The following is a 25,392-nucleotide window of genomic DNA, read 5'->3' on the forward strand; positions in this document are numbered from 1 at the left end:
GGTGAGGGTTAAGCCATCTCCGCGGCCTGCCCGTAGACGCGGTTGTTCCGGTTGAGCCAGCCGGAGAGGAATTGCCGTTTGTCCGGGTTGTTGGCGGCGATGGATTTGTAGAGGCGTTCCCGTGCGTTTTTGAGGCGTTCCAAGAGCTGCTGTTCCGTGTGGGTCTTGAGGTAGTTTTTTACGGCTTCCACGGTGTCCGCATTGAAGTTTTTGGAGTCTTCCACTCCGAGGGCGCGATGAATGACGCGGACGGCCCCATATTCGCCGCCGTTGAAGTACATGTCCCGGAGGAAGTAGTCTATGCCGGAGGAAGTGACGCCTGCGGTTTGCAGGATGTTTCCGACGGGCTGGGTATATTGCATGATGTACCGTTTGGCTTCCTGTTCCGCCTCCGCGTGTTTGCCCGCTTTGACGAGGGTTTCCAGTTTGGCGTATTCCGCCGGGTGGCTGCCGTTGTTGATTCCGGCGATTTCATGCGTTCCTCCGCCGTCTCCGGCTGGAAGTTTGTAGATGGAGAGGTTGCCCTGTTTGTCACGGCGGGCTTCATTGCCGATGATGAGGGCAGCGGCGTTTCCGGCGGCAGTATTGGCTTTGGTACCGGATGCGGTGACGGTAATTTGGTCGTAGTTGATGTTCATGGTGCCAAGCTGACGGCGAAGGGCTTTAGACATGGTGGGAGAGGTGCAGTCCGGTTTGGAGACGATTTTCGCTTCCGCGTAGCGGCGGCCGGGGGTGGTGACGCCCACGGTGATTCCTTCCGCGTACCAGCCTTCCGGAACGTAGAGAACGGCTTCCTGCCCGTCGTCCCCCCATTGGGCGGGGAGGTCTTTGTTCCGGCTGACGGGCAAGATGGAGTCCACGGGCTGCGTGCGGCGGTAGGCTTCTTCTTCCCTGCGCCTGATGTCCGCGATCATTTTTTCTGCGGCTTTCCGTTCTTCTTCATTGAGGCGGTTGGTAACGGACAGTTCCGCTTTCAGGTCAAGGTTTCGGCTTTGGGCTGCGGCCTGCTTCCGAATGTAGTTGTCACTGGCCGCTGTGATGTTGACTGCTTCCTGTTGTCGGTAGCTGTCTTGCTGAACCTGATCCCTGTTGCCTGGGGTGTAGTTGGCGATGGTGTCCCACAGGCGGTTGGCAATTTCGAGTTCCGTAAGTTCCTTTTTTTCTTTTCCGCCGTTGTATTGCTGGTCGTTTTTCCAGATGTCCAGATTGGCGAGGAGGAGGGATTGGGCGTTTTCCGCAGCGGCTTTTCTCCGGTCTTTGGCGGCCTTGAGCCGGGCTTCATCTTCCGGCGTCCATTCGTCATCTTCCTGTTTCTGCACTTTTTCCTGTTCAAGAGCAAGGATGGCCGCGTCTTCCGCCCTGGTGAAGTAGCCCACCTGGGCTGCATGGGATAAGGTGACTTTGGGATCAAGGCCCTTCGGTCGCGCGAGGTCTTCCTGCCATTGCTTGACCATGGCTTTGGCGTAGTCTTCCCCCTGCCCGAATTGCTTGTAGAGGGCGATGACCATTTCCGCCTCCGTTTCGTCATGGGGTGACGTGATCATGGCGCGACCCTGTTCCGCAAGGAAGGGCATGGCGTCTATTTTTCCCTGTCCTTCCTTGAAGTCTCCGTTGTATTTGCGCCAGAGGGCATGAAGGTTGCGGGTGATGTTGGAGGGAGCCGGGTTGTAGATTTCCTTTTCTTTTTTCGCGCTGCCTGTGGATGTTGTTGAGGTTTTGGATCCGGGGATTTTTTCCGCCTTGGCGTTGCCTGCTTCCACGGATTTGACGAAGGAACGGCTGAATCCCTGCATGGAGAGGGAAGCGAGGCGTTGGAGCTGCATGCGTTTGGAGGAGGGGAGAACGGCGTAAGGGCTGCCGTCGTCGTCCAGTTCATTCCAGAAGGCGACGGGGTCTTCTTCGCTTTGTTTTTGGGCGCGGGCCATGAGAGCTGTGTCCCGAAGGTCAAGGAGCATGATGTCCGCTTTTTCTGCGGTGATGACGCCGTTGTCACGTGCGTCCGTGATGGCGTACCCGGCCCCGGAGTAGTCTTCGTTACGAATGGCGAGGTCATAGTTGTTTTGGAAGTGTTCCCGCGTGCGCTGAATGCCGAGTTCCGCCGCTTTCCCGTAGGCCCTTTTTTTCAGGTCGCCGCTGACGTGGAAGCGCATGGCATCGGAACGCATACGGGCTTCCGGGTTGATGAAGTTGCCTTGGAGTTCCCCGATGTTGTCAGTGTATTCTCCGACGAGTTTATCGAGCTGGTCTTCCATAAGAGTTCCACGGTCGTCATAAAGGGCGTCTTCCGAGCCGGGGGCGAGGGCGGCCCGGCGTTTGAATTCCACGTCGAAGTCAGCGATTTGTTCACGGAGACGGCTTTCTATTTTTTGTGATTCCCCGAAGTCCTGGATTCGGTAGTATTGGTTGGCAGTTTCATCCAGAGCGGCGGCCCCGCGCTGGTTGGCGTGCTGGGCAGCCTGTATGCCGATGTCAGGCGTGGGGAGCGGGGATGCCCCGTTTCCGAGCTGGGCATGCGCCCCGGTGTACATAGGAAGTTCCGGCATAGGGAATATTGAAGTTAATAGTTAAAAGTGAATAGTTAAGATTTCTTTGCAGCAAGGGCAGCGAGTTTTCTTTTACGCATGAAGCGGACAATGTGGACGGTGCGCTCCGGGTAGCGGTTTTTGAAGTCGCGACGGAAGCGGACTTTGTCGAAACGATGGCGGTACATTTTCGCCAACCGCCAAAGGGCGGGGAGTTCCGAGCATTGGAAGAGGATGACGACGGTACGCGGGTCATCCGGCGCGGGAATTGCCAGACAGAAGCAGTCAGGAGCGGAGTGAATGATGCCGCCTGCCGCGATGGTGGTGCGTATGAGGGTTTGGTAGAGGCCAGGTTCCCTGGCTTCAAGGTAGGTGTAGGCATCCGTTGGACAGTGACGCATGGTTATTTTCCGGGAAAGAGTTGAGCGAAGAGCTGGAAGATGGAGTTACCCGCATTGACCGAGGAGTTGCGGCCTGCCGTTACTGTACCGGGTGCCCATTGCAGCATGGAGCCGGATAGGTCATAGGCATTGCTGTATGCGGCCTGTGCGCCTTTCCACCCCGACATGGTGGTCGTTTTGCCCGTGACGGGGTCCGTCTGCTGGTAGCCCAGCGCGTAGCCAAGGGCACCCGCCCCCACAGAACCGATGCCCTGAATGAGCGCGGATGTCCTGGCCGTTTTTGCCAAGCTGTTGTATTGTGAGGCCGCGGCTTCCGCCTGCTGCATGGCAAGGTCTCCCTGATAGCGGGAAACGTCCGCCGCATACCGTTTGTTGGAGTCGCTGATGGCGTTGGAGAGGGCCATGTCACGGATGGCAGTTTCAAAGATGTCCGCCGTGGCGATTTCCGCCTGCTGTCCGGATCCCTGACTGGTGAAGCCGGAGGATGCGACGGCGTTGCGGACAGTGGCCTGCGCGGCGGTCTGGTTTTCCCGCTGGCGCATCATGTTCTTTCCCGCAAGGATGGAGTCAGAACGGGCTTCTTCTTCAAGGTTGAAGGCCCGCTTACTGGCTGCGGCTTTTTGGGCGCGGCCCTGTGCGAGCACAGCGGATGCCTGGGCCTTGTAGGTTTTGGCCTGTCCGAGGTTGCCAATGATTTGTCCCATGGTTAGCTGATGATGGAGGATTGAAGGATGTCGTCCAGCGGATGCTGGTCATTGCTGTACTGGGTGAGCGCGTCTTGATGAAGGGCGTTTGAGAGGGCAGCCGCCGCCATTTGTTCCAGGTTCAAGGCAAGCTGTGGTTCCCCAGTGATTTTAACGGCCATACGGGCAGCGAGCAGAAGGGAAACGCCGCGGATAAAAAGGGGTTGAGTTTCCGGGAGGTGTTCCGCCTTGGCAAGCGCGTTGGAGATGTAGCGGAGGGTCAGGGTGTTTTTACCTGGGGCGTTCCGGCTTTGTTCCACGATGATTTTGTTTCCGTCAATCCGGTATCGCAGCGCGTCTATTTTGAAGGGACGGAGGCAGTCTTCCGGGAGGGTGTAGGTGCCGTCTTCTTCCGGCGGGAGTTCCATGGTTTTTGTCGCAAAGCTCCATGCTCCGTAGTTGAGGGCTTCGTGCATGACGGAGGGGAACCAGAGGTCACAGGCTTTCCCTGTGGGGGAGTCCCGCTTGTATTCGCGGTCTCCAAGAGTTTGAAGACTTTGTTGAAAGAAGGTGACCTTGTCCATACCGGGCATATTAAGCAAGGGGGATGCCGTGCGTGTATGCTTGCGGTGTTAAGTTTGGGGGCGTTTTTAACAACGTGAGGAAGCTTTTTAACGGGGCAAGCATGCAGCCGGGAGGCTGAGGGATGCGATAAGCGGTGCATGGAACTTACCCCAGATATTACAAAGTTGTTCCGCACCAAGCGGGAAACGAAGTGGCAGACGCAGATTCAGCAAGATACCGAGCTGGTGAAGCCGTATGTGACGATTCATCCCAACTGTTCCGGCAAGGCCGTCGAAATGCCCGCCTATGGCAAGACGGAAATGCAGGAGTACGAAGGACGCTTTGAGAAGGTTGAATGGAAGGATATTCCGTTCGGCAAGCGCACGATGAGGAAGCGCAAGTTCTACAATGCGATTCCGCTGGAAGAGGACGACAAGATGGATATGGACACGCTGGATTTCACGGCGTCCCATGTCATGAGCGAGCAAAGGAAGGCCCTGGCCCGAATGAATGATGAGGTCATTTTGGGCGTGATGAAGGATAAGACATCCGGGAAGTACCGCGTCCGCACACAGGCAGACGGCGTGTGCGGCGGGATTCTGGCACCTAATTATACGGGTGATGACGGAGCGACTATTGAAGAACTTGATACGGCTCCCGATTCCTTCAATGTGATTCCGGTTGATTATGCCGCCAAAGGCACGAAGACCGCCGCCGGGATGCTGATTGACAAGATTGCCCTGCTCCGCGCCCGTTACCAGATGCTTGACATGTTCAAGGCTGGCCGCGGTGAAGAGATCGTGGTTGCCATTACTCCGGCACAACACATGGATATGCTGCTGCTGGAACAGACGCAGAACCGCAATTACGGTTTCCAGAGCCTGACGAACGGGGAGGTGAACGCTTTCCTGGGCGTGAAGTTCCTGGTGACGAATATGCTGCCGCTGGATGAAGACGGGAACCGCATGTGCGTTGCCTGGTTGAAGTCCCGCGTGGAGTTCGGCGTTTGGAAGGATGCCCAGTTCCGCATTGAACCGCGGCCCGAATATATCGGCGTGCGGGAACAGATTCTTGTGAAGGCTGCTTCCGGTGCCACCCGAAAGGATAAGGAGATGTTCTTCCTGATGCCTTGCAAGGAGGTCGTCTAGTTTCCCTGCATGTTGGTTATTGCACATAGTCAAAGCCCCGCCCGGTGTGATGCCGGACGGGGCTTTTTTTTGTAGGATAGCGATCAATATCTGCGATCATCCACCCATCCTTTACCTGTCACATATAGGATACTTTCAGGAACTCCAAATGAGTGGATGACAACTTTATCGAATTTTTCTTCCATTTTTTTGATCCATTCATCAGTTGTCATATTTTCTTTCTTGGCATTATCTGATGCTTTAATCCCGTCTATTTTGAGCATGGTTTCTTCTTCCATTCCTTAATTATAGCACATTTTTATCGGTTTCACAAAAAAATTACAGATAAAGTGATTCAGCTCCACGAGCGAGACCCGTGTATGGAGAACGGACTCCTTCGTCATCATCGTTCTTCCATCCGGTCTCTTTGGCAATATATCCAGCGGCCCAAGCATCGCCAAAGGTGCGGAGGGAGTCGCAGGCGTGAGAGCAGATGTCATGCAGAGGTTCGTTCCGGGTAACGCCGTTCTTACCCGGCGGAGCCATTTTGTAGTTGGCCAACGCATCCACCCCGGAGATGTAGCCTTCTTTCATGTTGGGGAGGGTTGTTTTCTGCGAACAACGGGCGTGAATGACGGCATGGCGCAGCAGGGTGCGCGTACTGTCGATAGAGGCCCACACGTCCGAGGTGCGTTTGACGAGAATAGTCGAGTAGCCCGCCTGTTCGAGTTTTTCATAGTATTTGACGCCGTTGTAGTCACGGTTGACACCGTCATGCGGGAGGATAACGTCTTTGACACGGCCAAAGAGGGCGTCCCTTTTACGGAGTTCCGCGATGTAGTGGTCAAGGGGGAGACCGTTGGCGGTGTAGTTGTCCAGGAAGGAGAAGAGGCCGTCCGGGCGGGGCTGGATCCACCAGATGGACGTAAAGTCCGCCATGCCTTTATCAAAGACAGCGTAGATGGGGCGGTAGGGATCCGGTTCATATTCCGCGGTGAGGCGGCCCAGTTCCCGGAGGCGGTTGATCTGGCTGCCGTAGATGGCCCCGCTGGCTATGGGGTTGAGGGCTTCATCCGGGACGGTGGGATATTCCTGTCTCATTTTATAACCTTGTGTGCGGCTTTTGGATTCGTACCAGGCTTTTTGTTCATCATCGAGTATGATGCCGTAGTCGGTTTCCAGACTATGAAAGTATTTGGCGAGTTCCGGCGCGCCGGAGAATTTGCCACCCTTGATGCGGTATTCGGGTTGCTCCACCCAGCTAAAGAACCAGAATTTAGGGTCAAGAGGTGTGAGTGGTTTGCCTACCAAGTCCATTGCTTCCGTGACGAGGCGGTAGTTGAGGCCGTATTGGCCGCCTTCATGGGTGGATTCCAAGATGACGACTCCGGTTTGGTCAATGGAGTTGAGGGTACCCGTGATGGTTTCCTCCGCCTTGGAGGGGTTATGTACGGCGACGGATCCGAGTTCAGAGACATGAATGAATTGGTGGGTGCCGCCGCGCAGGGATGTTCCGGCGTAGATGGTGGAGCCGTTGGGGAATTTGGCTTCCGTGGCTCCGATGTAGCAGCCTTTCATTTCTTCCTTGAGCCATGCGCCGATGAGGGCAAGTTCCCTGTCTTGTTCTGTGGGGGTTTGAGGAAGATGGTCAAGGTGGTCGAAGGCGAATTTTATTTTGGCGAGTTTCTTTTTGGATTCCGGCCCGGTGCGGTCTACGATGCCCGCTGTGTAGTTGGGCGTGAACATGCACATGTCCAGGATGAGCAAGGCGGTGTATGTGGAGATGCCAAGCTGACGGGCTTTGAGGACGTTGTTGTAGTGGTGGAGGCCGCTGTGGATTTGCCGCTGCGCCCAGTTGAGAGAGAAGCGGACGATTTTTCCGTCTTTGTTGACGACATGGTAGAGGTGGTTCAACCGCCATTCGCGGTTGGATAGGAGGATTTTCAGGGTGGCATATTGTTCCGGGGTCAGCTCCATGTTTCAGCCTTGTATGGCGAGGATGTGGAGGGGACGTTCTCCGGTGACGCGGATGCCGACGATGACGTCATAGTCCCAGTGCCCGGAGGAGACAAGGGAGTTCCAGCCTTTGGGGATGGTGGGGTCATTGCGGTCAAGGTTGTCCCATGTGGTGCCGTCCGTGGTGATTTGGATGCCTTCCACTTCCGTTTCTTCCGCGAAGCAGAATTTAATTTCCGCCGATGGTTGCTGCTTGGCCCGGTATTCAACGCTGGTGAGGGCGTTGGTGATCATGGTGGAGGTGTAGTCGTGTTCGTAGCGGTCTATATAGGGGCTTTGGTCGTCGATGACTTCAATGTATCGTCCGTCGGCCCGCCGGACGATGAGGTAGAGGGAGTCCGATTCCGTGCCGTTGGGGAGAACGGCGCAGTATTCCATGGTTCCAGCGGTGGTGTAGCGATGCCAGCAGTTGACTTCATGAAGGGAGTTGTAGGTCATGAGGGCGGCGGTGCCGTTGTTCAGGACGAAGAAGGCGCGGGAGTCCGGCTTGCGGATGAAGCAGCCGTCCCGGACGCCACCGCCATTGCGGAGGATATGGTCAGAGAAGACAGTGAGGTCACGGGAGACGTAAGCGTCCGAGGAGAAGTCATATCCGTATTGGTAAAGACGGCCCGAACCGCGCTCAAAGTAGACGACTTTGTCCGTAGCCATGATTGCCGGGGTGTCTGCGGAGCCAACGTAGCCGTGGTTGTCGATACGGGCGTTGGCATAGGTGATGGACTGGCTGCCACCGGATGAGACAACCCATTCCGCGTCCGAGGTGCCGAGCAAGAGGCGCGCTCCCTGCGCCATGAGCCAGCAGATAGGGTTCTGTGTGGTGGTGGACATGGTCACGGCCAAGGCGGAGTCATCCGTTTTTCCGACATGGAAGTTGTTGATGTCGTCCGTGGCGGACATCCAGATTGTTTGAGGCTGGGCTGCGGTGGATGCGAAGACGAGGCGTTGGTTGTAGACGTCACAGAGGGAGGGATAGCCGTATTTGTCGCTATACGCCTGCCAAGACCAGTCGATGACGTCGCGGGATCCGGTGTAGTTGAGCTTGATGTCGTTGATGTAGTCCCACGAGTAGGAGATGATTTCCCCGCTTTCGTCTTCGACGGTGGTGTAACGGAGGAGCATGTCATGTTTGTATGGTGAGATAACGAGACGGTTGCTGCACGAGTCCGCAGGAAAGCCGTTGATGATGGAAGTTCCTTCATACCGGGAGCGGGTGATGAAGAGGCGCAGCCAGCATTCTTCTTTTTGTTCGTCTCCGGTGAGGAGGGTGTTGGAGGTGGAACCGATGCGGGAGTAGGAGTTTCCGAGAGTTTCCCATTCGTCGGTGAGTTCCCGGCCTTCGTAGGAGCGGCGGACTTCGTATTCGCCAATCCAAGAACCGGAGCAGTAGAATTGCCATGTTCCCCGGCATGGGGCGGCAGAGCCAATGGCAAGGCCCCGGATGAAGTGGCCGGGGTAGTCTTCCGGAGCGACGGAACCGGAGACGTAGGAGGCAGCGTTGAAGTCTCTGATGCACGTCCAGTATTCCCAGTAACCGGAGTCCAAGACGATTTTGTCTCCCTTTTTGAAACTCATTCCCTGGGCGAGTGCATTGATGGGAGTGACTTGGTCGTAGCCGTCTATGGATTCTGCGGCGAGGAAGTTGTCCGGGTAGTTTTCCGGGGCCGTTAATCCGGTGACAAATGAGGTGGATCCTGTCCAGTCATCCGTGCAGGAGTAGTAGCGTTTGGTTTCATCCGTGCGCCGGGCGATTTTCTGCCCTTTGGCGATGTTGGAGGATGGCGAGAGGACGGTGATGATGGAGACGCCGTTGAGAAGCTGGGAGGCGTAGTTGAAGAGGTCTTGCTGGGTGGTGTAGTAGGAGACGCGGAGGAGGTCGCCAGAGCTGCATTCCCTTTCGACATCTTCGAGTTCTTCAGGAAAGGAAACGGAGTAGTCCCCGGAAGCATCGCGCGAGACGGTGACGGGGTAGTCCCGGTAGCCTTCCTCACGCCATGGGACGCTTTTGAATTGGAATTCCTCAAATGTCCATTCCCCTGCACCGTTGCGCTTGAGTACCATGACGGGGTAATCCGGCGATGTGAGAACGAGCAGGCTGTTGACTTGCTTGAAACGCAGCTTGTCTATGCTGCCGATGTAGGAGTCATGTTCCGAGATGACCGCGCCGGAGGTGTTGAAGACGCGGAGTTTTTCCGAGTTGATTTCCACGATATAACGGTCATCCGTGGAGTAGATGTAGGGGATGATTCGGGAGCCATCCAAGGCATCGGCAAAGGGGCGCATGCCACGGCGGCGGCGGATGCCGCCCATTTGGGAGACGTCGAAGTTTTCCAAGGTTTGCGCGCCGCGCATGTAGACGTCCATGTCCGAGCGCAGGGCGAGTTCCGGTGACAGTTCTCCGCCGTTGAAGGCCACTCTTTTCATGGGGCCATGATAGAGCGGGCCACCGTACCCCGGATATGCTCACGGTGTTAAAAAGGGCCTGACATTCGCTTCCGCTTTTGTTACGTTTTTCTGCGAATGATCAGGTTTTACGCCATCGAAGAAACACGGATTCCCACCTTACGCCTGCGGATGTTCACTACCGGAGAGGAGCGCGATGAGTGGGTAGCGGCGAAGTTTACACGCCGTGCGTTGTCCGAAGAGGGGGCGAAGAAGTTGTTTCCGTGGTATTTTGGGAGAAAGGAAGAAAGGGGAAAATATGTGTAAGCCTGCCATTCAGTGCTGTTTGATATGGGCTGCTGTTGCAATAGCCGGAGGCTATGGAGTATTCCACATTTCCAAGGATGCTTGGTTCCATTTCCCTGTTATTCTTTTATGGAGCCTATGGGTAGGCATAGGCGAAATTGTGTTTCTGACGGAGCTTGCCAAGAAACACGATAAGGCGGCAGTATGGATTTTTGCCATACAAGCTGCCGCCCTACTTGTGTGGGGGTTACTGCGTTGAGCAGAGTGTTTACTTTTCTCCGTCTTCTTCTCTATCCTTCCACTTCTTTTCAAACATGGCGAGGATGTCATTGAGGATGATTCCTTCATGGTCTGCCGCCCATTCGATGATGAGGGAACAATATGCGGACAGTGTCATGTTGTTGAGAAATGCCTGCGTTTCAAGCGTTTCGTGAAGGTCAGGCGAGATGGATAAATAGAGTTTGTTGTCCAAGATATTTTCCGGGAGTCCGGGAGGGTTTCCGAAGTCCTTAATGGGAGATTCTTCCATCAGTTTTTTGATGATGATGGCCGAGGGTGTTGGTATGTCCCTTCTTTTCTTAAACCATTCATCCACGGCTGATTTTTTTACTCCACATTGTTCCGCAAGCCATTCTCTGTCCCTTTTGGTGGCTTTCAGCCAATCCTTCACACTTTTTTTGAAATTTTCTTCATCGCTGGGCATGAGGCGATTATAGGTCACGCGACACATTTGTAAAGCTATTATTTTGTGTCCTTGGACACATATATGTTGACATTATGTGTCTATAGACCTAATTTTTATTCATGCAGACGAAATCAGCCATTGAGATTAACCCTTCGGAGTTCAGCCATCGGGCGAGCGTCTATCTTCTCGGTGTGGCGACTGCTTATCATGTCACCCCGGATGAAGCTTTGAAGGTCGTTTTAGAGGTCGTTGCCCGCCGCATGCTGCCATCATTCCCCGATAAGACTTCCTCCCCGTTACTTTCATTCAAAAAGCAAGAAGACGGAAAGGAGGAGGTGTGCCATGCCTAAGCTGTTGCCCATATCAGAAAAGCGGGAATGGTATAGCCCGAAGGATGTTGAAGCGGTTTACGGGATTTCCCGAACTACGCTGTTCCGACTCATGAAGGATGCGGAAGAAAAGGGAATGCCTATTAAAACGGCTGTGCTGGATTTCCGCAATGGAGCGAGGAATAGCAGGAGACGCCCTTTTATCCGAATCCAGAAGAAGAGTCTGGATGAGTATTTAGCAGCCCATTTCCAAGCGTCATGAAAAAGGTTTTGAAGTTTATCGGAGAATGTCTTGGCGCAGCGGCTTTTGGTGCGCTTGTGGGATGGGTTTACTGGCTTGTAGTGAGCCAGGACGATACGGAGTTGAAGGCAGGGAAGTCTCCTCATTCCGGGTTTTGCCCGGAGTCTCCCACGCCAATGAAAGCTTTTGACGGCTTTGAAAAACCGTCCCGCTCCCTACGGACTGGGGAAAGCAATAACCAATAGAAAACCAATACAATGGACAATACCGAAGAAAATAATACGCAGACCTGCACGCCGGACGAAGCCTACTGCCATCCTACTGCCGAACAAGCACCCGTCACAAAGGAAGAACTCAAGAAAGCGATCGATCATGTCATGGATCTGGTTGGCCGTTACGACGGACACGTTGCCGTTGCAGCCATCCTTGAAGATGAAGAAAAAATCCGCCGGATATTCAGAGCTTCTGATGCCCTGTTTGTGTCGGATGGAGCGAATAATAAGGTTTATGCTTGGACGGGAGCCTGCGGCTATCTCCTTAAAGCAAATGAATGCTTTGATTCTAATGCAAAAACCATAGGAGAAGGAGTTCGTCTATTCCTTGAGGCACAAAGGAAAGAGAAAATGAAGGATCGGATGAACCCCATTGCAGCCATGCTCGGAATCGGCGGGCTGCGAATGTGAAGAATGCGAAGACTGAAACGCTCTCATTTATTAACCAATAGAACTAATAATTATGACAATACAAGTCGGATCAAAAGTAGTACTTAATCGATCATTTGAAGGCCATCCCGCAGGGACAGTGTTTACGGTCAGAGGTATTGATTCGGATGGAGACTACCGATTAAGTTATCAAGGTGAAGCCGTAAGAGGTTACATAAACCCACGACATGTGAAACCTTACATGGAAATTGGATTGGATTTGCTGAAATCCTGCCTCCCCGCAAATGAGTTCAAGGTACTATCCGAGATGGATGGCTACAGCTCTCTATCAATAAATAGTGAATCAGCTCTTGCATACATGCTGAGAGGCTGTTCGTTCAAATCACAGCATATTGAACCTTCTCCCAGACCGATTGTAGAAGGCATGAAGATTGGAGCGATCGTGAAAGTTACAAATAATTCAAACGATCATATTACACAATAGGGGAAGAATACAAGATTGTTGACATAGATAGTGATGGCGATTGCCATGCTGCATCATCAACGGGGTGGAGGGGTAATTATCTCAGAGCATGTGATTGTGAGGTTGTTGCAACCCCATCGCAAGCTATCAGGATATTCAGTGAACGCACACGGAATATCCTCTCTTATTTCGATGGAACAAATGAGCTTCGGTTTTCACGAAAACAAATGGAAGCGATCGCCATCAATTGTCCGGACGCGATCGGTATTTTGTACCGAATGTAATTGAATGTTGCCGGAAGTCCGCGGCAACGGACTTCCGGCCATGTTACCCGTAAATTGAAATGACCAACAAACAAAGTAACAAGGCTATGAATACTACAAATCCTCTTCAACCACAAGCACAGGGCAATCCGTTTGCCATACAGGCTTCCGCCGGAGGTGGAGCCTTGGCTGCTATCACTGGCAATGCAGCCGTAACCGAGGTTCTGGCATCTATCTGGATTGCCAAGCAATTTCCGCGTAATGTGGATGATGTTAAAGACCGCATGAAGCAGTCTTGTTCCCAGTTGTCTTTAGCCAGATCTGCCACTTATGTTTTTCCGAGAGGGGGAACTTCTGTGGAGGGGCCGAGCATCCGACTGGCGGAGGCCCTTATTTCCGCCTGGGGAAATGCAGAAGCCGGGTGGAAGGAAGTTGCCCGGCACTGGGATCCCAAAGGCGCGGACGGAAACGGCTGCAATGTATCGGAATGTGTCGCTTATTGTTTTGATAAAGAGACTAACGTAAGGAGAGAAATTTCTTTTTCCGTGCCTCATACCCGCGACAAGAATGAGACCGATTCCAGAGGGAAAAAGACCGGAAAAATGCTGCGCGTCGCCCTCGACAACGAGCGGGATATTTACGAACTGTGTGCCAATATGGCGAGCCGCCGCATCCGTGCCTGTATTTTACAGGTTGTGCCCGGCTGGCTTACCGAAGAAGCCTTGGAAATAGTTTCCGCAACCTTGAAGAAGGATGACAATGCAGAAAAGCTGCCTGAAAGAATCCAGTCTATGGAAGCCAAGTTCCTCGAATTGGGTGTATCGCGCGCCCAGCTTGAGAAGAAGTTGGGGCATTCCTTGGAACCCAACGATATGACGATGGCCGAAGTGTATCGTCTTGGAAGGGTTTATACGTCCATTGCCGACGGGATGATACGCATGAATGATGTTTTTCCGACGGAAGAACAGAGTGAGGTGAAGGATCCCAACATTCCATCAGTACCGGAAGCTCCTGCCCCTTCCCCGGACCCCGCATCTAACAATTTCAAAGATGGTATTCCCGGTCTGGATGTTCCAGAAGGAGGAGGCATGTTTGGAACTATGCTAGACCATTAGACGACGTTAATATTAGTCCTAATAATCAAAAATATAGAAAGGATAAAGTATATATGAAGACTACTCTTATTAACAAAGATTCCCGCATGGGACGTCCTTCTGCATCCGGTATTTTCCGCCTTGCACAATGTCCCGGAAGTTGGCTTGCTGAATCAAAATGTCCCCCGGAAGAAGAAAGCGAGGATGCAGCCACGGGGACATACCTGCATGATTGCATGGAGCATAACCGGACACCGGACGACCCGGAACAGGCAGAACTCATTGAGTTCTGCTTCCAAGTGGAAGGAGAGCTTGTAGAGGATATTTTCGACGCAGAAGCTTGCAATCTGACAATCATCCGGGAAGAGCGGATGTTCGCTACGGATGAAGACGGTAATGTCATTTTCTCCGGTAAGCCGGATAAGGTGTATTATTCCCCCCTCAAAGACATTGCCCTGATTCTGGATTACAAGTTCGGACGTCTTGCCGTGGATCCTGTTGAACAGAACCGCCAGCTTGCCGCCCTTGCCGTCTTGCTCCGGTATAAGCTGGGTTCTTGTCCCTCTACCATTTTTGCAGGGATTATCCAGCCTTACGTGAGCCGCCGGAAGCCCCAGCTTGTGAAGTTCCTCCCCGAACATTTGGATGGAGCAGAAAGGTATCTGCGAAAGATTATTGCCGATGCGGAGGTTCCCAACGCTCCACTGCGCCCCGATGAAAAAGCTTGTCGGTATTGTCGTGCCAAGACGGCATGCCCGGCAGTGAAGATGGCCCTGGTAAATGTGACGTCCGGGGATTTGACTGCCTCATGGGAACAGTGGTCCCCGGAAAAACGTAGAGAAGCCTACGACCTCGCTCAACTCGCCAAGAAATGGGCCGCTTCTGTGGAGGCGAAGGTAAAAGCCGATTTGAAGGCCGAACTGGAAATTCCAGGGTTGTGTCTTACTTCCGGGAAGAAGGCATTTACGGTAACAGACCCGGCAGCCGCTTTCAATGTTTTGCATGAGCTGTTCCCCGATTCTATCGGGGCGGCTGCGTTCACCTCTTGCTGCAAAGTGGGGATTACAGAGCTAGATAAGCTGGTGCACTCCGTCAGAAAGCTCCAAGGAATCCCGACCACTGTGGACGAATCGAAGAAATGGCTGCGGAAGACTCTTGCCGGGTGTGCTTCTACGAAGGTTTCCGAAGGCTCCGTGAAGGAGATAGGGGGAGGTGCGGCATGAGCCGAGACGAATTCACGCGGGCGTGGATAACGGAGAACGCTATCGACGTGTTAGACCGTTATCAAAAAGGCATTTTAACCATCCGTGCACTGCATTATCAGCTTGTGTCCATGGGATTGACCAACAGCATCAAGCACTACAAGCGCGTTGTGGCCGCCATGATCGAAGCGCGTTGGGCCGGACTGGTCGATTTCGATGCTTTTTCCGACCTTGACAGGACGATGGTCGGCAAGACGGATTATGAACAAACCAACCTTGACGATTCTATCGACAAAGCCAAGGAGCAGATTCAGGCATGGATGGATTTCTATTGTAAAAACCGATGGGAGAACCAGCCGTATTATCCCGAAGTATTTATCGAGAAGAAAGCCCTGCAAGGCGTGTTTCAAAGCCCGTGTATGCGCTATGATGTCGCCCTTGGAGCATGCAAAGGGTACCCCTCCCTTACGTTTTTGAACGAAGCCACACAGCGTTTCCGGGAAGCGGAGGAAAGAGGGAAAATGCCCGTCATCCTGTATTTTGGGGATTACGACCCATCCGGTGAGGATATACCGCGGGCCATTGAGGAAAATATCAGGAAGCTTGGATGCGAAAGCATCGAAGTCCGACGTATCGCTCTGATGAAACACCAGGTTCTTGACTGGAACCTGCCTCCGGCTCCCGCCAAGGAAACGGACAGTCGCACGGCCAACTGGGACGGGTTGGGCCAGGTGGAACTTGATGCCGTCATGCCCGAGAAGCTCCAAAGGTTGTGCACGGATGCGATTGAAGAATTGTTTGATCGCAGTCTGTACGACGAGCTGAACGAGCAGGAATCGGAAGAAAGGAGCGAATACCGCGCGAAATTACGTGAGTTTGTAAGCAGCATTTAAAGGGAGATATATAAATGGATTCACTAAAAATTACCTTGCCCCACACGCCGCGCTGCCTGTCTCCCAATGCCAAGGCCCCTCTCACTCCGAGGGGGGCCATGGTGGCCGAATACAAGAAGACGGCTGCCAAGAGCCGCGCCCGGAATATAGCCTGGGGCCGCACCTGTGAAGCCCTGAATGGCCGGAGGATGCAACCAACGCATTACCGGGTGATCTGGTTTTACAAGGGTAATAAGCCGGATGCGGACAACTGCCTTGCCCGCTGCAAGGCTTACCTGGACGGGGCATGCAAGGCCCTGGGCATTGATGACAGGACGCTGGATTGTGCCGGGATTGACCGCGTGCATGACCTGGCCCGCGCCGGACAAGTGGAAATCGTGTTTGAGGACCGCCGTAAAGGCTGGGATGCTCTGACGCCTCATTCCCCTAAATTGAGTTTTGGACGCTGTGAAGATTGTGTGAACGACAAGTGTTCTTTGCGCGGCCATGATCAGGGATGTTCAGCTTGCATGAAAGGAGGCCAGCAATGATTAACATCCTATTATCCGTCAGGCGGCCTTTCTCCGAGAAAATTTTGTCCGGGGAAAAGAGATGGGAGTTGCGGAAAAACGTACCGCGCTTAAAAAAAGGCGACTCCGTAACGCTGTGGCTCTACGAGTCCGGGAAAGACGGAAAACGGGCCATCATCGGCAAGTGCCGGATGGTTTCCTATGTGTACATGCGCCACATGCCATTCGGGAAAGCTCTTGGATTATTCATCAAAGATGCTTGCGTCTCTAAAACTCGCCTGCGGACCTATCTCCCCTGCTACGCCTGGGGAGTCCAGGACCCCGTGAGGCTCCCCGCCGCCGTGCCGCTCTCTGTCATCGGCCTGACCCGCCCGCCGCTGTCGTGGCAGTACATCAGCCCGGAGCAGGCGGTCATTTTGGAAAAGGCAGCGTCATTGACTTCAAAGATGTGTGTTGAATGCCAGTTGTGGAGCGGCTGGGACGGTTGTTGCATGTCTCTCGCATCCGGTCACTTGTGGGAAGAAATGCCCGCGGATCATCCGGCCTGTGACGATTTCAAACCAGAAGAAACAGAACAGGGGGAAGATGATGAAGGATCTTGAAGGAAAGGAGGTTGAGTAATATGGCTCGTAAAAAATCCACACTTTTAATTCCTCGTTCACACCGCGAGCTGTGCGAAATTGCGGAACGTTGGCTCATTGGCAAATATGGATGCCGTATTGCTATCGCGGAACCAAATTGCATCATCACCACGGAACAACCGGATGCAATCGGATGGCATGGGCGGGTCAGCGTACTCGTGGAAGCAAAGACAAGCCGTTCTGACTTTTTGGCAGATGCCAAGAAGCCTTTTAGAGCCAATCCTCAAGATGGCATGGGCATCTACCGTTACTACATTTGCGAGCCTGATGTCATCACGATAGATGACTTGCCGGAGCGTTGGGGGTTACTCCATGTACTGCAAGGCGGCCGAGTGCGCGAACTTCGAAGAAGTCAACGGTTTGAGGCGGATCGCGCCGAAGAACTAAGTCTCCTGACAGCCTGTCTTGCTATTCATAAGCCTCTGAAAATTAGATCATCTATCAGTAGGAGAGTTTTTCAAATCGGAAAGGAGGATGTTGCCTGATTATGCCTACAAGAATTCTGCGAGATGGGATTTTGACTTCCGAAAGAGTGAATATGCTCGATTGGGAAGCGGAGGTGTTTTATCGCCGCTTGCTGTCGGTTGGTGACGATTTCGGATTATTCGATGCTCGCCCCGCAATTCTTCGTCCATCCCTATACCCGCTGAAACTTGACCAGATGAGGGAGACCAACATTCAACGTTGCCTGAACGATTGTTCGGCAGCCGGGCTTGTCCGTCTCTATGAGGTCAAAGGAAAGCAATATGGGGTAATTGTGAATTACGGGCAGCGCATTCGCAAGGAATCGAAACCGCGTTACCCTGTCACGCCAGAGGTTGCGGAATTGTTCAGCGATTTTCCGCAGTTTGCGGAGTTGCGCGGCGATTCGCGGCGAAGCGCGGCGGACTGCGGCGAACCGCCGCCACTCGCGGCTAAGACGAAGGCGAAGGCGGAGACGAAGGATCAGGAGAAGACGGAGACGAATATATTATCTGGGAGCCACTGTGTAGAACAGTTTCCACGGTGTAGCGAGGAGGTTCACCGCTTTATGGCGGCTTTGCTTGAGGCCCCGAAGGGGGATGAGCTGGCCCGGTGTGCGGAGTCGTTCTTTGACGATTTCGCGGCCAGAGGTTGGAAGGATTCGAGGGGCATTCCTCTTGCAGATTGGAAGCCTGCGGCCCGGAAATATGCCCGTTCATGGGCTGTGAACAATATCCAGAAGGGGCGACAAGGGAATGTGCCCAGGAAGGATGCCAACGAAGGAAGGAGTTACAGACGATGATGAAGCATGCGAGTTCTTTGCTTGGGGATGCTATGGAATCGGCCAATAATCCACATGATGGGATTGTGAGAGGCTACAAGCCTGTCCGTTATGATATGGGAGGATTTGACGAGTCTGTGCATCCAGAAGTACATGGTATGCACCGAGCCGCACAATGGTTCGTAAATGATATTTTGAACAAGCAAAGGCCGAGACGGTGGCTTTCCTTACTGGGAGCGTCCGGTGTAGGTAAAACACACCTTGCCGAAGCAGTGGCGGCCATTTTGAAGAAGGAACGGCCTGGCTGGCTTGTGCAGTGCTGGAAGTGGCAGAAGGTAGTTTCTATTTACCGAGACGGAGATTTCGGGATTGTGGAACATTTGGTGGAGAATCCATATGTCCTGGTTTTAGATGATATTGGGGCAGAAAATACGACAGAGGCCGTAAGGTCTATGTTGGTGCGAATTGCAGACGGTAGACTTGGAAAATGGACATTGTGGACGTCAAACTTGTTGAGCGATGATATAGGCAAGACGATTGACGTGCGAATAGCTTCCCGAATGTACAGGGGGGACAATGTGGTCTGCGAAGTGGAAAACGCCCCGGATTATTGCTTTGAAAGGAAGAGGAGATTGTCATGAAGAAGGTACTGTCATCTTTGGAACTTCTGAACGATGTCGCCATTTGTTTTACAGAGGAGCAGTTACTTGCTTCACAGGTGGCCGTACTGACGACGATTGCCCGGTTCCCCGGTGCCACGTCGGGCATCATTGCCAATCATACAGGATTGAGCCTGCCTTCTGTGGGGCGGCTTCTAGGGTATCTGATTGGCAGTGGAGACGTGGTCTTCACTCGCAAAAAGCATGCCAACAGAGCAGACATATCGCCAACAACACGACGGAAGTTTTATGTGACACAGCAGGGCGTGAGGACTATTGTGAAAATGGTTCGCCACATGCGATGGAGTTTACATGGGCAATTTGGTGTCGTTCCCATTGTCCAGAATCCGAAGAAAATTTTTGAGTTATGAAAAAGGAAGAAATGCTAAAGGATTTTGCCCGGTGCTATTTTGAAAATGGTAAGAATGGCTCCAAAGCATACCGTGATACATACGGACGAGGAAAGCATCTCAAGGACTCCACATGTTCTGCAAATGCGTCACGTTTGCTAAAAAATGCTAAGGTGCAGGAGTATCTTTCCGAATTGAATAAAAAAGCGGAAAGCCCCCTCATTCTGACTAAACAACAACGCATGATCTGGCTTTCCCGTGTGGTTAATACTCCAATTGGCAAAGTAGATGAAAAATCCGATTTGTGCCAATCCCACAGCGTCACAGAAAGCGAGTTCGGCACGACTGTCAAGATAACGATGCCAAACAAACTGTCCGCTATTGCGGAGCTGAATAAGATGGATGGAGCCTACGAACCAGAGAAAATTGAGGTGAAGAGCGAGTTGTCTTTTTCCTCACTGCTCAAATCTCTCCCTTCGGATCCGTTGGTTCGGGGGACGGAGGAGTCATAGCGTCCGCGAGTTTTTCGAGGGCAGCCCGGCGTTGTTCGTCGTCTGGCCTGATGTAGAGTTGGTGGGCTTTCTTTGAGTCATGACCTACTACTTCACGGGCCAAAGCTGCATCTACCCCTGATGTGTGTAACAGAGTGGCAGCAGTAGCCCGGAGGCAGTGGAAGGATTTGGGAGAGACGGTGCGTGAACGGTTGCCATTCGAGGGTTTGAGTTTCGGGACGATACCGGAATATTCCAGTTCTTTTCTGAATTGCTCGGAAAGATTGGCTGCACCATTGCGCTCATACCGTCTTGCTGCTACTGGGTGGACATACTGTCCATTGCGGGACAGGGTTTTGATATGTTCGGCCAATGTCGCAACAATGGGTATTCTCATTGGCCTTTTTGTCTTGGCCGTTCGGAGAATGATCATTCCGTTTTCAAGGTCTATTTGCTCCCATTTGAGGGTTGCCATGTCTCCGAGACGTTGCCCTCCGGTGTAGAGGGAGAAGATGACCATGCTTTTCCATTCAGAAGGCAGTTCTTGAAGCATTTGAGTGACTTCTTCAATGGTGAATGCTTCCTTCTCCGTTTCCTCAAAAGCTTGAGAGTCGGGAACTTTGATTCGGAAGAATGGGTTTTTGTCGATGATTTCGCTGTCGAGAGCCGCCATGAATGCAGGTGACAGAGAGGTCATGTACTTCTGGACAGTCTTCTTTCGGACGTGCTTGACCTGTTCGTTGACGAAGTCTTTGACGTCCGACCTTTTGACGGAGGAGATTGGCATGGATGCTTTCTTTCCGAGGTGTTCCAAGAAGAGTTTGATGGCGGTTTTAGAGTTGACGAGTGTTCCTTTTGAGAGCTGCCCTTCTCGCGAGGCAATGTAGTCGTTCAGGAACTTTTTGACACTGGGAACTTCTTTTGCTTCTTCGTTGGCTAAGGTGGCTATTGTCGCTTTTACCTTAATGGCATGGACGCCTTCCTTGTCAGCCGCCTCATATCCATCTGCAATGATTTGGGCACGGGTTCGGGCTTGGGAGGGAGTCTCCTTGATGCCGTTGATTATTTCACCTTTTACTGGTACCTTCGTTGAGACAAGTTTTCGTTTATCACCGCTCCGCCAAGAGGCGTACCAATATTTTGTTGTGTCTCTTTTGAATAAGGAAGCCATGATACTGCAAGACAAACTGCAAGACATTTATAGATTGTTTAGCCCATTTTGGCAACATTGAAGACATAGAAAAACGTTGTAAATACGTTGTTTTACACTTTAGAAACAATAAGGATATAGTGTCGCCTCCACCATCTCAAAACAACCGCAAGCGTTTGAAACAGAATGCTTGCGGTTGTTGTTTTTATAGAGCCGCAGTACATGATAACGGCTTTTGGAAACAATGTGCTGCAATTTGTACGCAGGAATACTCCTTTCTCCCAGGCAGTAGGCGGAAAAGGATGTGGAGGAAGCATCCTTGATAAGGAACAAGATATTTCATCTATTCACCCCCTCTTCATTGCCATGCTCTAAAGCCGCTGCATCACATATCCCCAGCCAGCCGCCATCATGCAGTCAGTCCTACCTTATTTGCTGATATCCTTATTATTTTCTGATGGTAAAATACTTGAAGAATGATATGGAGGCAAAATCCACCAGTATGAACTGTGCATAATTAACAGGGGTAAAAATACGGCGGCCTCCAAGGCTATTGACAGCCTCAATCGTCAGCAGAACGGCTTCACCAAACTCAACGGCCTCATCATCTCCTGCGGAATGATTCAGCACAGAGGTATTTCCCAGCCTTGCCCATACCTGGACAGCTTGCCAGTCCTCTCCCATGTCCTCAATGACGGCTACAGCCGCGCCTAAAGCCGGGGCCTGGTTGGCCGGTATGTCATTCTGTTTATAGCGGTCTATACGGGTATATCCATCCGAATCCTGGTAGATGGCTGTCAGCGTGAATTCTCGCCAGTTGCCGGGCTTGGAAAACTGTATTTGTATCTCTCTCATGGTATGATTACGCTAATCGGTTGATTTCAATAACGGCGGCACATAACACCACTTCCCTGAAAATCTGCTCCCGCTCACGGAAAATGTCATCCTGTGTAAAACGTCCAGATTGAGACCACGCTCCTGTCCGGCATGCTGGCAAGAGTTGATAAAAATATTCCAAGCCGACAGTATGTATTTTATATGGAAAACTCTTCTCATCAAACAACCCGCCGGAATTTCCTGAATCAATTAGGTCTGGCGGCGGCAGGAATGGCGACGAGCGATACAGCCCTTTCCGCCACACAATATGGTTCCGGCATTCCTAAAAATTCCGTACCGGATATTACTCCCGACAATTCCGCCAAAAGAGTGATCATGATTTCCCTGGACGGGATTTGTCTGGAAGGTTTTCAAAAGGCGCATGCTCCCTCCTTAAAAGGAATGATGTCACAGGGAGCTTTCTCTCTGGATACGAGGGTTGTGATGCCCTCCGTCACTTTGCCGAACTGGACCAGTCACTTAACCGGCAGCGGCCCGGAACAGCACGGTGTCTTCAATAATAACTGGACGCTGGCGACTTCCTCCTACCCCGCCGTACGGAAAGACGAAGACGGATATTATCCCTCCGTATTTCAGGCCCTGAAACAATGCCAGCCTTCCTGTAAAACAGCCTTTTATTATAATTGGAAACCTCTCGCCTATCCGTTCAACGAAAAATATCTGGATGAAATCAAGTATCTGAAAGACGATGCCTATATCCCCAATTACAACCAGGCTTTCCAATTCATCATGAAACACCGCCACATCCCGACTGTGGTTTTCCTCTATTCCGTTCATACAGATAATGCGGGGCACAAGTACGGATGGATGTCCAATGAATATCTTCAATCTATTGAAGAGGCGGATCAGCAAATTGGAATCTTTTTTCAGAAATTGAGGCAGGAAAACTTATTCAACGATACGCATTTTTTATTTTTGACGGATCATGGGGGAATCGGAAAAGGCCACGGGGGTACGAGCGCAGCGGAAATGATAATTCCATGGGGAATTTCAGGCCCGGGCATTAAGAGAAATTTCCTGATCACCGAACCGAACAACACCACCAATACCGCTCCCATGATTCTTCATTTATTCGGAGGAAAGCCACTACCGGAATGGACGGGGAAAGTCATTGAAAGCGTGTTCCCATCATAACCCAGCGCCTTGCTTCTTCTGATGCAAATTGCCGTCTCTTCACGAAAAAACAAAAAACATGCCTGCCGCTGGCATTCCCTGCCGGAGTTGAACCGAGCCTTTGCCGTTGGAGAGACGGCCTTCCTGACCGCTAGAAGAAGGGAACATGACAGGCGGAATAAAACGGCCTGCTTCCCACAAGCCGCTACAGCTTGCATAGCACTTCCCCGGAAAGAGTCAATGATTTTCACCGTATTTTTTCTCCTTTTTAATCAAACAAGGAATTCCAACAGGAGGCTATCAGCCGCCTCAAAGCGCAACAGAACCTGTTCAGGCGTGTTTTTTCCAAAGACATGGAGACAAGCTTATCCCAACCAGACCATCAGCTTTCTGATGTTTTCCAACCATCCTTTTTTCAACCGTTGCCCGCCCATACGCATAAGATAAGGGGAAGGATTGCGCCTGTTTTTTCTATGGAGGACAATAAAGCGCACGGCCTCCACTGCCAGCCCAGCCTCTCTCCTGAATTCTGACCGTATTTTTGCGCACGAACTGGTTCATGACCTCCAGACACACGGCATGGACTGCAAACATCAACATTTTTTCACTGGCAGTACGTTGCTTCCCTGAAAAATCGTCCGTCTTAACCTCTCCCATTCCATCCCCCTGCCGTCTTTCATAATGAATTGTTCACTCAGCCCTTCTGGCTCCTTTCCCACCTTCATGGCAATCATCCCACGTAACCGACATGAGCAGGCCATTCAGCATTTAATAATTCAAGGCGCGGGTACTCTCTCCTTCCGGGTGATCGTACCGCATCAAAAGACATCTTATGATGCGCCCTGCCGCTAAGGTGTTGTTCATTTTTCCTCTTTTATTTCCGGCAAAACCACAGGTTCACCCAAAAAACGAGGTTCACGACTCCAAACCCACAAGTCCAGCATCATCCATACGCGGGCCGCACGCTCCCTGAACCAGCTTTTCATACGGGAACGGCGGTTAGGAACATCCGGCGCGCTGACGGCCCAGGCATCCATCCCCTCATGCGCCGCGATTGCCAGGGCGCGTTCATTGTGAAATTCCTGAGAAACAATAATCATCGCCGAAACACCAAAAATTTCCTTCATCCTCACGACAGAATCCAGAGTCCGCAACCCTGCAAAATCACATACAATCCGCTCCTCTGGGACGCCACGCTCCACCAGAGCCTGTTTCATCCATTCCGGTTCATTGTAAGCATGAGAACTATTATCTCCGGAAACGATGAAAACCGTTGCCTTTCCATTCTTCCAAAGTTCCGAGGCCGTATCCATCCTGTTATGGAAATATCCGTTAGGGGCGCCCATGAATGTCGGGGAGCATCCTAACACCAGAACAGGAGCACGAACGGGGACATCCCTGGAATGCTCAACAATCCTGCCCCCTGAAACGGAATCAATGTACCATTCTGCAGCAACGCACATCACAACCGCAGCCGCAAGAATGCCTCCTGCTATTTTCAACGCCAACAGCATTCCCTTTTTTCCAGGGAACCATGAACCATCTGATTTTCCCGACCTGAAGATACCCAACAACTTCATACTCCGTGTTTCCATTTCAGCCAGCAAATAGTGAGTGGAGCCAAACAAAAAAGGCCCGCCAAAAACGAGCCTTTAATTTACATAATTTACTGTTATTTAGAGAAGTACCCCCGACCGGACTCGAACCGGTACGTCCTTGCGGACAACAGATTTTAAGACAAATTCAAAATATTGGTATTTCAATATTTTTATTAGAAAACGATTCATAGGTAACTACTGGGTAACTATTTCAGTTTTTACGATTCATTTCTCGCTCGTATTCTCGGTAATTCTTTCCAGAAGGAAGAGTGCCAGAAAAAATCAGCCTTGTCTATTTTGGACTTGCAGAAAAATACTATCTGGAAATGATAAAAAGCAATGGAACGGTATTACATTGCAACGGAGGAAGGGCAAACGGAGGGGCCGTATTCTTTTGAATCTTTGGAAACCTTCTACACCGAAGGCAAGATAAATGATGATACTCTTGTTTGCATTGCTGGGGATCAAAGATGGATGCGATTTTACGCCCTTTTAGAACATGAGCGGAAAATACAAGCCTTTCAAAGGGGTGAGGCTACCCGTAAAAAAGAGGAAGAGGCACGAAGAAGGTTCGATGAAGCACAGGCACAATTAAATAAACCTGCTTGGCAAAAGATTCATGAACAACAGGATACGCGACCAAGCGAATCTGAACCGTTGGAGATAACTGTTGAGGGATTATTCCAGATCATGGGTATTCTTGCTCTACTCGCTGGGGTGATACTAGCTTTATGCAACACGGGGCCAGGATATGCCGCTATTGGTATTATTTACCTGCTTTCCGGAGCCTTCTTCTGCCTTGGGTGCTTCTGGTGTGCCAAGGTTATCAAATTGCTCTCTCGTGTCGTTGACCTGCTTTCCACAATAGCCAAGAGGTTATATAACGTTGGGAACAAAGATTAAAACGCCCC

General features: G+C 51.8%; 31 protein-coding genes. 20 read left to right on the top strand and 11 right to left on the bottom strand.

Annotation, left to right across the window (positions count from 1 at the left end):
* Positions 1 to 8: 8 nt before the first annotated feature.
* Genes CI070_RS08825 through CI070_RS08840 form a run of 4 tightly spaced genes read right to left on the bottom strand, consistent with a single transcriptional unit; the run spans position 9 to position 4,190 of the window.
* Entirely contained in the window at positions 9 to 2,543 is a 2,535-nt protein-coding gene (locus CI070_RS08825; protein ID WP_094135220.1) for a putative peptidoglycan-binding domain-containing protein, read from the bottom strand.
* 35 nt (positions 2,544 to 2,578) lie between these two features.
* Complete coding sequence (locus tag CI070_RS08830; RefSeq protein WP_094135221.1) at positions 2,579 to 2,923, bottom strand: hypothetical protein; 345 nt, start codon at positions 2,921 to 2,923, stop codon at positions 2,579 to 2,581.
* Between the two features lie 2 nt (positions 2,924 to 2,925).
* Positions 2,926 to 3,627, bottom strand: coding sequence for a hypothetical protein (locus CI070_RS08835; protein ID WP_094135222.1), 702 nt, complete (start codon positions 3,625 to 3,627; stop codon positions 2,926 to 2,928).
* A 2-nt stretch (positions 3,628 to 3,629) separates the two neighbouring features.
* Positions 3,630 to 4,190, bottom strand: a complete 561-nt coding sequence (locus tag CI070_RS08840; protein WP_143245479.1) for a hypothetical protein — start codon at positions 4,188 to 4,190, stop codon at positions 3,630 to 3,632.
* A 138-nt stretch (positions 4,191 to 4,328) separates the two neighbouring features.
* Here CI070_RS08840 and CI070_RS08845 point away from each other — a divergent pair, with 138 nt between their 5' ends.
* Positions 4,329 to 5,318: a phage capsid protein gene (locus tag CI070_RS08845; RefSeq protein ID WP_094153248.1), complete on the top strand. Its 990-nt coding sequence runs from the start codon at positions 4,329 to 4,331 to the stop codon at positions 5,316 to 5,318.
* Positions 5,319 to 5,401: 83 nt separating this feature from the next.
* Here CI070_RS08845 and CI070_RS08850 read toward each other — a convergent pair whose 3' ends face one another.
* From CI070_RS08850 to CI070_RS08860, 3 genes are read right to left on the bottom strand one after another with little or no spacing between them, the layout of a single operon-like run.
* Positions 5,402 to 5,596: a hypothetical protein gene (locus CI070_RS08850; RefSeq protein WP_094135225.1), complete on the bottom strand. Its 195-nt coding sequence runs from the start codon at positions 5,594 to 5,596 to the stop codon at positions 5,402 to 5,404.
* A 40-nt stretch (positions 5,597 to 5,636) separates the two neighbouring features.
* Positions 5,637 to 7,274, bottom strand: coding sequence for a hypothetical protein (locus CI070_RS08855; RefSeq protein WP_094135226.1), 1,638 nt, complete (start codon positions 7,272 to 7,274; stop codon positions 5,637 to 5,639).
* A 3-nt stretch (positions 7,275 to 7,277) separates the two neighbouring features.
* On the bottom strand, positions 7,278 to 9,734 hold the full coding sequence (locus CI070_RS08860) for a hypothetical protein (protein ID WP_143245480.1): 2,457 nt from the start codon (positions 9,732 to 9,734) through the stop codon (positions 7,278 to 7,280).
* A 96-nt stretch (positions 9,735 to 9,830) separates the two neighbouring features.
* Here CI070_RS08860 and CI070_RS13970 point away from each other — a divergent pair, with 96 nt between their 5' ends.
* Positions 9,831 to 10,019, top strand: a complete 189-nt coding sequence (locus CI070_RS13970) for a hypothetical protein (RefSeq protein ID WP_218824894.1) — start codon at positions 9,831 to 9,833, stop codon at positions 10,017 to 10,019.
* Positions 10,020 to 10,266: 247 nt separating this feature from the next.
* Here the strand turns inward: CI070_RS13970 and CI070_RS08870 are convergent, their stop codons facing one another.
* A complete protein-coding gene (locus CI070_RS08870) occupies positions 10,267 to 10,719 on the bottom strand; it encodes a homeobox domain-containing protein (protein ID WP_143245481.1) in 453 nt (150 codons plus the stop codon).
* An 83-nt stretch (positions 10,720 to 10,802) separates the two neighbouring features.
* Here CI070_RS08870 and CI070_RS08875 point away from each other — a divergent pair, with 83 nt between their 5' ends.
* The 14 genes from CI070_RS08875 (at position 10,803) to CI070_RS08935 (ending at position 19,744) form a co-directional block, all read left to right on the top strand.
* Positions 10,803 to 11,033: a hypothetical protein gene (locus CI070_RS08875; protein WP_094135230.1), complete on the top strand. Its 231-nt coding sequence runs from the start codon at positions 10,803 to 10,805 to the stop codon at positions 11,031 to 11,033.
* A 237-nt stretch (positions 11,034 to 11,270) separates the two neighbouring features.
* Positions 11,271 to 11,498 (top strand): hypothetical protein, encoded by a 228-nt coding sequence (locus tag CI070_RS13635; RefSeq protein ID WP_094135232.1) that lies wholly within the window; start codon positions 11,271 to 11,273, stop codon positions 11,496 to 11,498.
* A 12-nt stretch (positions 11,499 to 11,510) separates the two neighbouring features.
* Positions 11,511 to 11,936 carry a hypothetical protein gene (locus tag CI070_RS08890; RefSeq protein ID WP_094135233.1) on the top strand — a complete coding sequence of 142 codons (426 nt, stop codon included), beginning with the start codon at positions 11,511 to 11,513 and terminating at the stop codon, positions 11,934 to 11,936.
* A gap of 52 nt (positions 11,937 to 11,988) precedes the next feature.
* Positions 11,989 to 12,399: a hypothetical protein gene (locus tag CI070_RS13975; protein WP_143247130.1), complete on the top strand. Its 411-nt coding sequence runs from the start codon at positions 11,989 to 11,991 to the stop codon at positions 12,397 to 12,399.
* A 322-nt stretch (positions 12,400 to 12,721) separates the two neighbouring features.
* Complete coding sequence (locus CI070_RS08895; RefSeq protein WP_143245482.1) at positions 12,722 to 13,756, top strand: hypothetical protein; 1,035 nt, start codon at positions 12,722 to 12,724, stop codon at positions 13,754 to 13,756.
* A gap of 86 nt (positions 13,757 to 13,842) precedes the next feature.
* Positions 13,843 to 14,958 (top strand): RecB family exonuclease, encoded by a 1,116-nt coding sequence (locus CI070_RS08900; protein WP_218824895.1) that lies wholly within the window; start codon positions 13,843 to 13,845, stop codon positions 14,956 to 14,958.
* Complete coding sequence (locus tag CI070_RS08905; RefSeq protein ID WP_094135236.1) at positions 14,955 to 15,830, top strand: hypothetical protein; 876 nt, start codon at positions 14,955 to 14,957, stop codon at positions 15,828 to 15,830. The genes CI070_RS08900 and CI070_RS08905 overlap by 4 nt, the downstream gene beginning before the upstream one ends.
* A gap of 14 nt (positions 15,831 to 15,844) precedes the next feature.
* The gene (locus CI070_RS08910) at positions 15,845 to 16,360 is read left to right on the top strand and encodes a hypothetical protein (protein ID WP_143245483.1); all 516 of its coding nucleotides are present in this window, start codon (positions 15,845 to 15,847) and stop codon (positions 16,358 to 16,360) included.
* Entirely contained in the window at positions 16,357 to 16,941 is a 585-nt protein-coding gene (locus tag CI070_RS08915) for an ASCH domain-containing protein (RefSeq protein ID WP_094135238.1), read from the top strand. Before CI070_RS08910 ends, CI070_RS08915 begins: the two co-directional genes overlap by 4 nt.
* Positions 16,942 to 16,961: 20 nt before the next feature.
* On the top strand, positions 16,962 to 17,465 hold the full coding sequence (locus CI070_RS08920; RefSeq protein ID WP_094135239.1) for a hypothetical protein: 504 nt from the start codon (positions 16,962 to 16,964) through the stop codon (positions 17,463 to 17,465).
* Positions 17,466 to 17,467: 2 nt separating this feature from the next.
* Positions 17,468 to 18,244, top strand: a complete 777-nt coding sequence (locus CI070_RS13185; RefSeq protein WP_094153246.1) for a hypothetical protein — start codon at positions 17,468 to 17,470, stop codon at positions 18,242 to 18,244.
* Positions 18,241 to 18,864, top strand: a complete 624-nt coding sequence (locus tag CI070_RS08925; RefSeq protein ID WP_179218275.1) for an ATP-binding protein — start codon at positions 18,241 to 18,243, stop codon at positions 18,862 to 18,864. Before CI070_RS13185 ends, CI070_RS08925 begins: the two co-directional genes overlap by 4 nt.
* Positions 18,861 to 19,253, top strand: coding sequence for a hypothetical protein (locus CI070_RS08930; protein ID WP_094135241.1), 393 nt, complete (start codon positions 18,861 to 18,863; stop codon positions 19,251 to 19,253). The genes CI070_RS08925 and CI070_RS08930 overlap by 4 nt, the downstream gene beginning before the upstream one ends.
* Complete coding sequence (locus CI070_RS08935; RefSeq protein WP_094135242.1) at positions 19,250 to 19,744, top strand: terminase small subunit; 495 nt, start codon at positions 19,250 to 19,252, stop codon at positions 19,742 to 19,744. Before CI070_RS08930 ends, CI070_RS08935 begins: the two co-directional genes overlap by 4 nt.
* On the opposite strand, the gene CI070_RS08940 is transcribed toward CI070_RS08935, so the two are convergent.
* The gene (locus CI070_RS08940; protein ID WP_179218276.1) at positions 19,695 to 20,894 is read right to left on the bottom strand and encodes a tyrosine-type recombinase/integrase; all 1,200 of its coding nucleotides are present in this window, start codon (positions 20,892 to 20,894) and stop codon (positions 19,695 to 19,697) included. The genes CI070_RS08935 and CI070_RS08940 overlap by 50 nt on opposite strands.
* A gap of 426 nt (positions 20,895 to 21,320) precedes the next feature.
* Positions 21,321 to 21,728, bottom strand: coding sequence for a hypothetical protein (locus tag CI070_RS08950; RefSeq protein ID WP_094135245.1), 408 nt, complete (start codon positions 21,726 to 21,728; stop codon positions 21,321 to 21,323).
* A 183-nt stretch (positions 21,729 to 21,911) separates the two neighbouring features.
* Between CI070_RS08950 and CI070_RS08955 the strand changes: the two genes are divergently transcribed.
* Both CI070_RS08955 and CI070_RS13980 read left to right on the top strand, forming a co-directional pair.
* The gene (locus tag CI070_RS08955; RefSeq protein WP_256943502.1) at positions 21,912 to 22,904 is read left to right on the top strand and encodes an alkaline phosphatase family protein; all 993 of its coding nucleotides are present in this window, start codon (positions 21,912 to 21,914) and stop codon (positions 22,902 to 22,904) included.
* Between the two features lie 9 nt (positions 22,905 to 22,913).
* Positions 22,914 to 23,330: a hypothetical protein gene (locus tag CI070_RS13980; protein ID WP_143247129.1), complete on the top strand. Its 417-nt coding sequence runs from the start codon at positions 22,914 to 22,916 to the stop codon at positions 23,328 to 23,330.
* 413 nt (positions 23,331 to 23,743) lie between these two features.
* On the opposite strand, the gene CI070_RS08960 is transcribed toward CI070_RS13980, so the two are convergent.
* The gene (locus CI070_RS08960; RefSeq protein ID WP_179218277.1) at positions 23,744 to 24,229 is read right to left on the bottom strand and encodes a SanA/YdcF family protein; all 486 of its coding nucleotides are present in this window, start codon (positions 24,227 to 24,229) and stop codon (positions 23,744 to 23,746) included.
* Between CI070_RS08960 and CI070_RS13985 the strand changes: the two genes are divergently transcribed.
* Positions 24,147 to 24,494 (top strand): hypothetical protein, encoded by a 348-nt coding sequence (locus CI070_RS13985; protein WP_218824897.1) that lies wholly within the window; start codon positions 24,147 to 24,149, stop codon positions 24,492 to 24,494. The genes CI070_RS08960 and CI070_RS13985 overlap by 83 nt on opposite strands.
* A gap of 326 nt (positions 24,495 to 24,820) precedes the next feature.
* Complete coding sequence (locus CI070_RS08965; protein ID WP_065529080.1) at positions 24,821 to 25,384, top strand: GYF domain-containing protein; 564 nt, start codon at positions 24,821 to 24,823, stop codon at positions 25,382 to 25,384.
* Positions 25,385 to 25,392: the final 8 nt, after the last annotated feature.

The sequence above is a fragment of the Akkermansia muciniphila genome (genome assembly GCF_900184965.1).
In the GTDB taxonomy this organism is placed as follows: domain Bacteria; phylum Verrucomicrobiota; class Verrucomicrobiia; order Verrucomicrobiales; family Akkermansiaceae; genus Akkermansia; species Akkermansia muciniphila_A.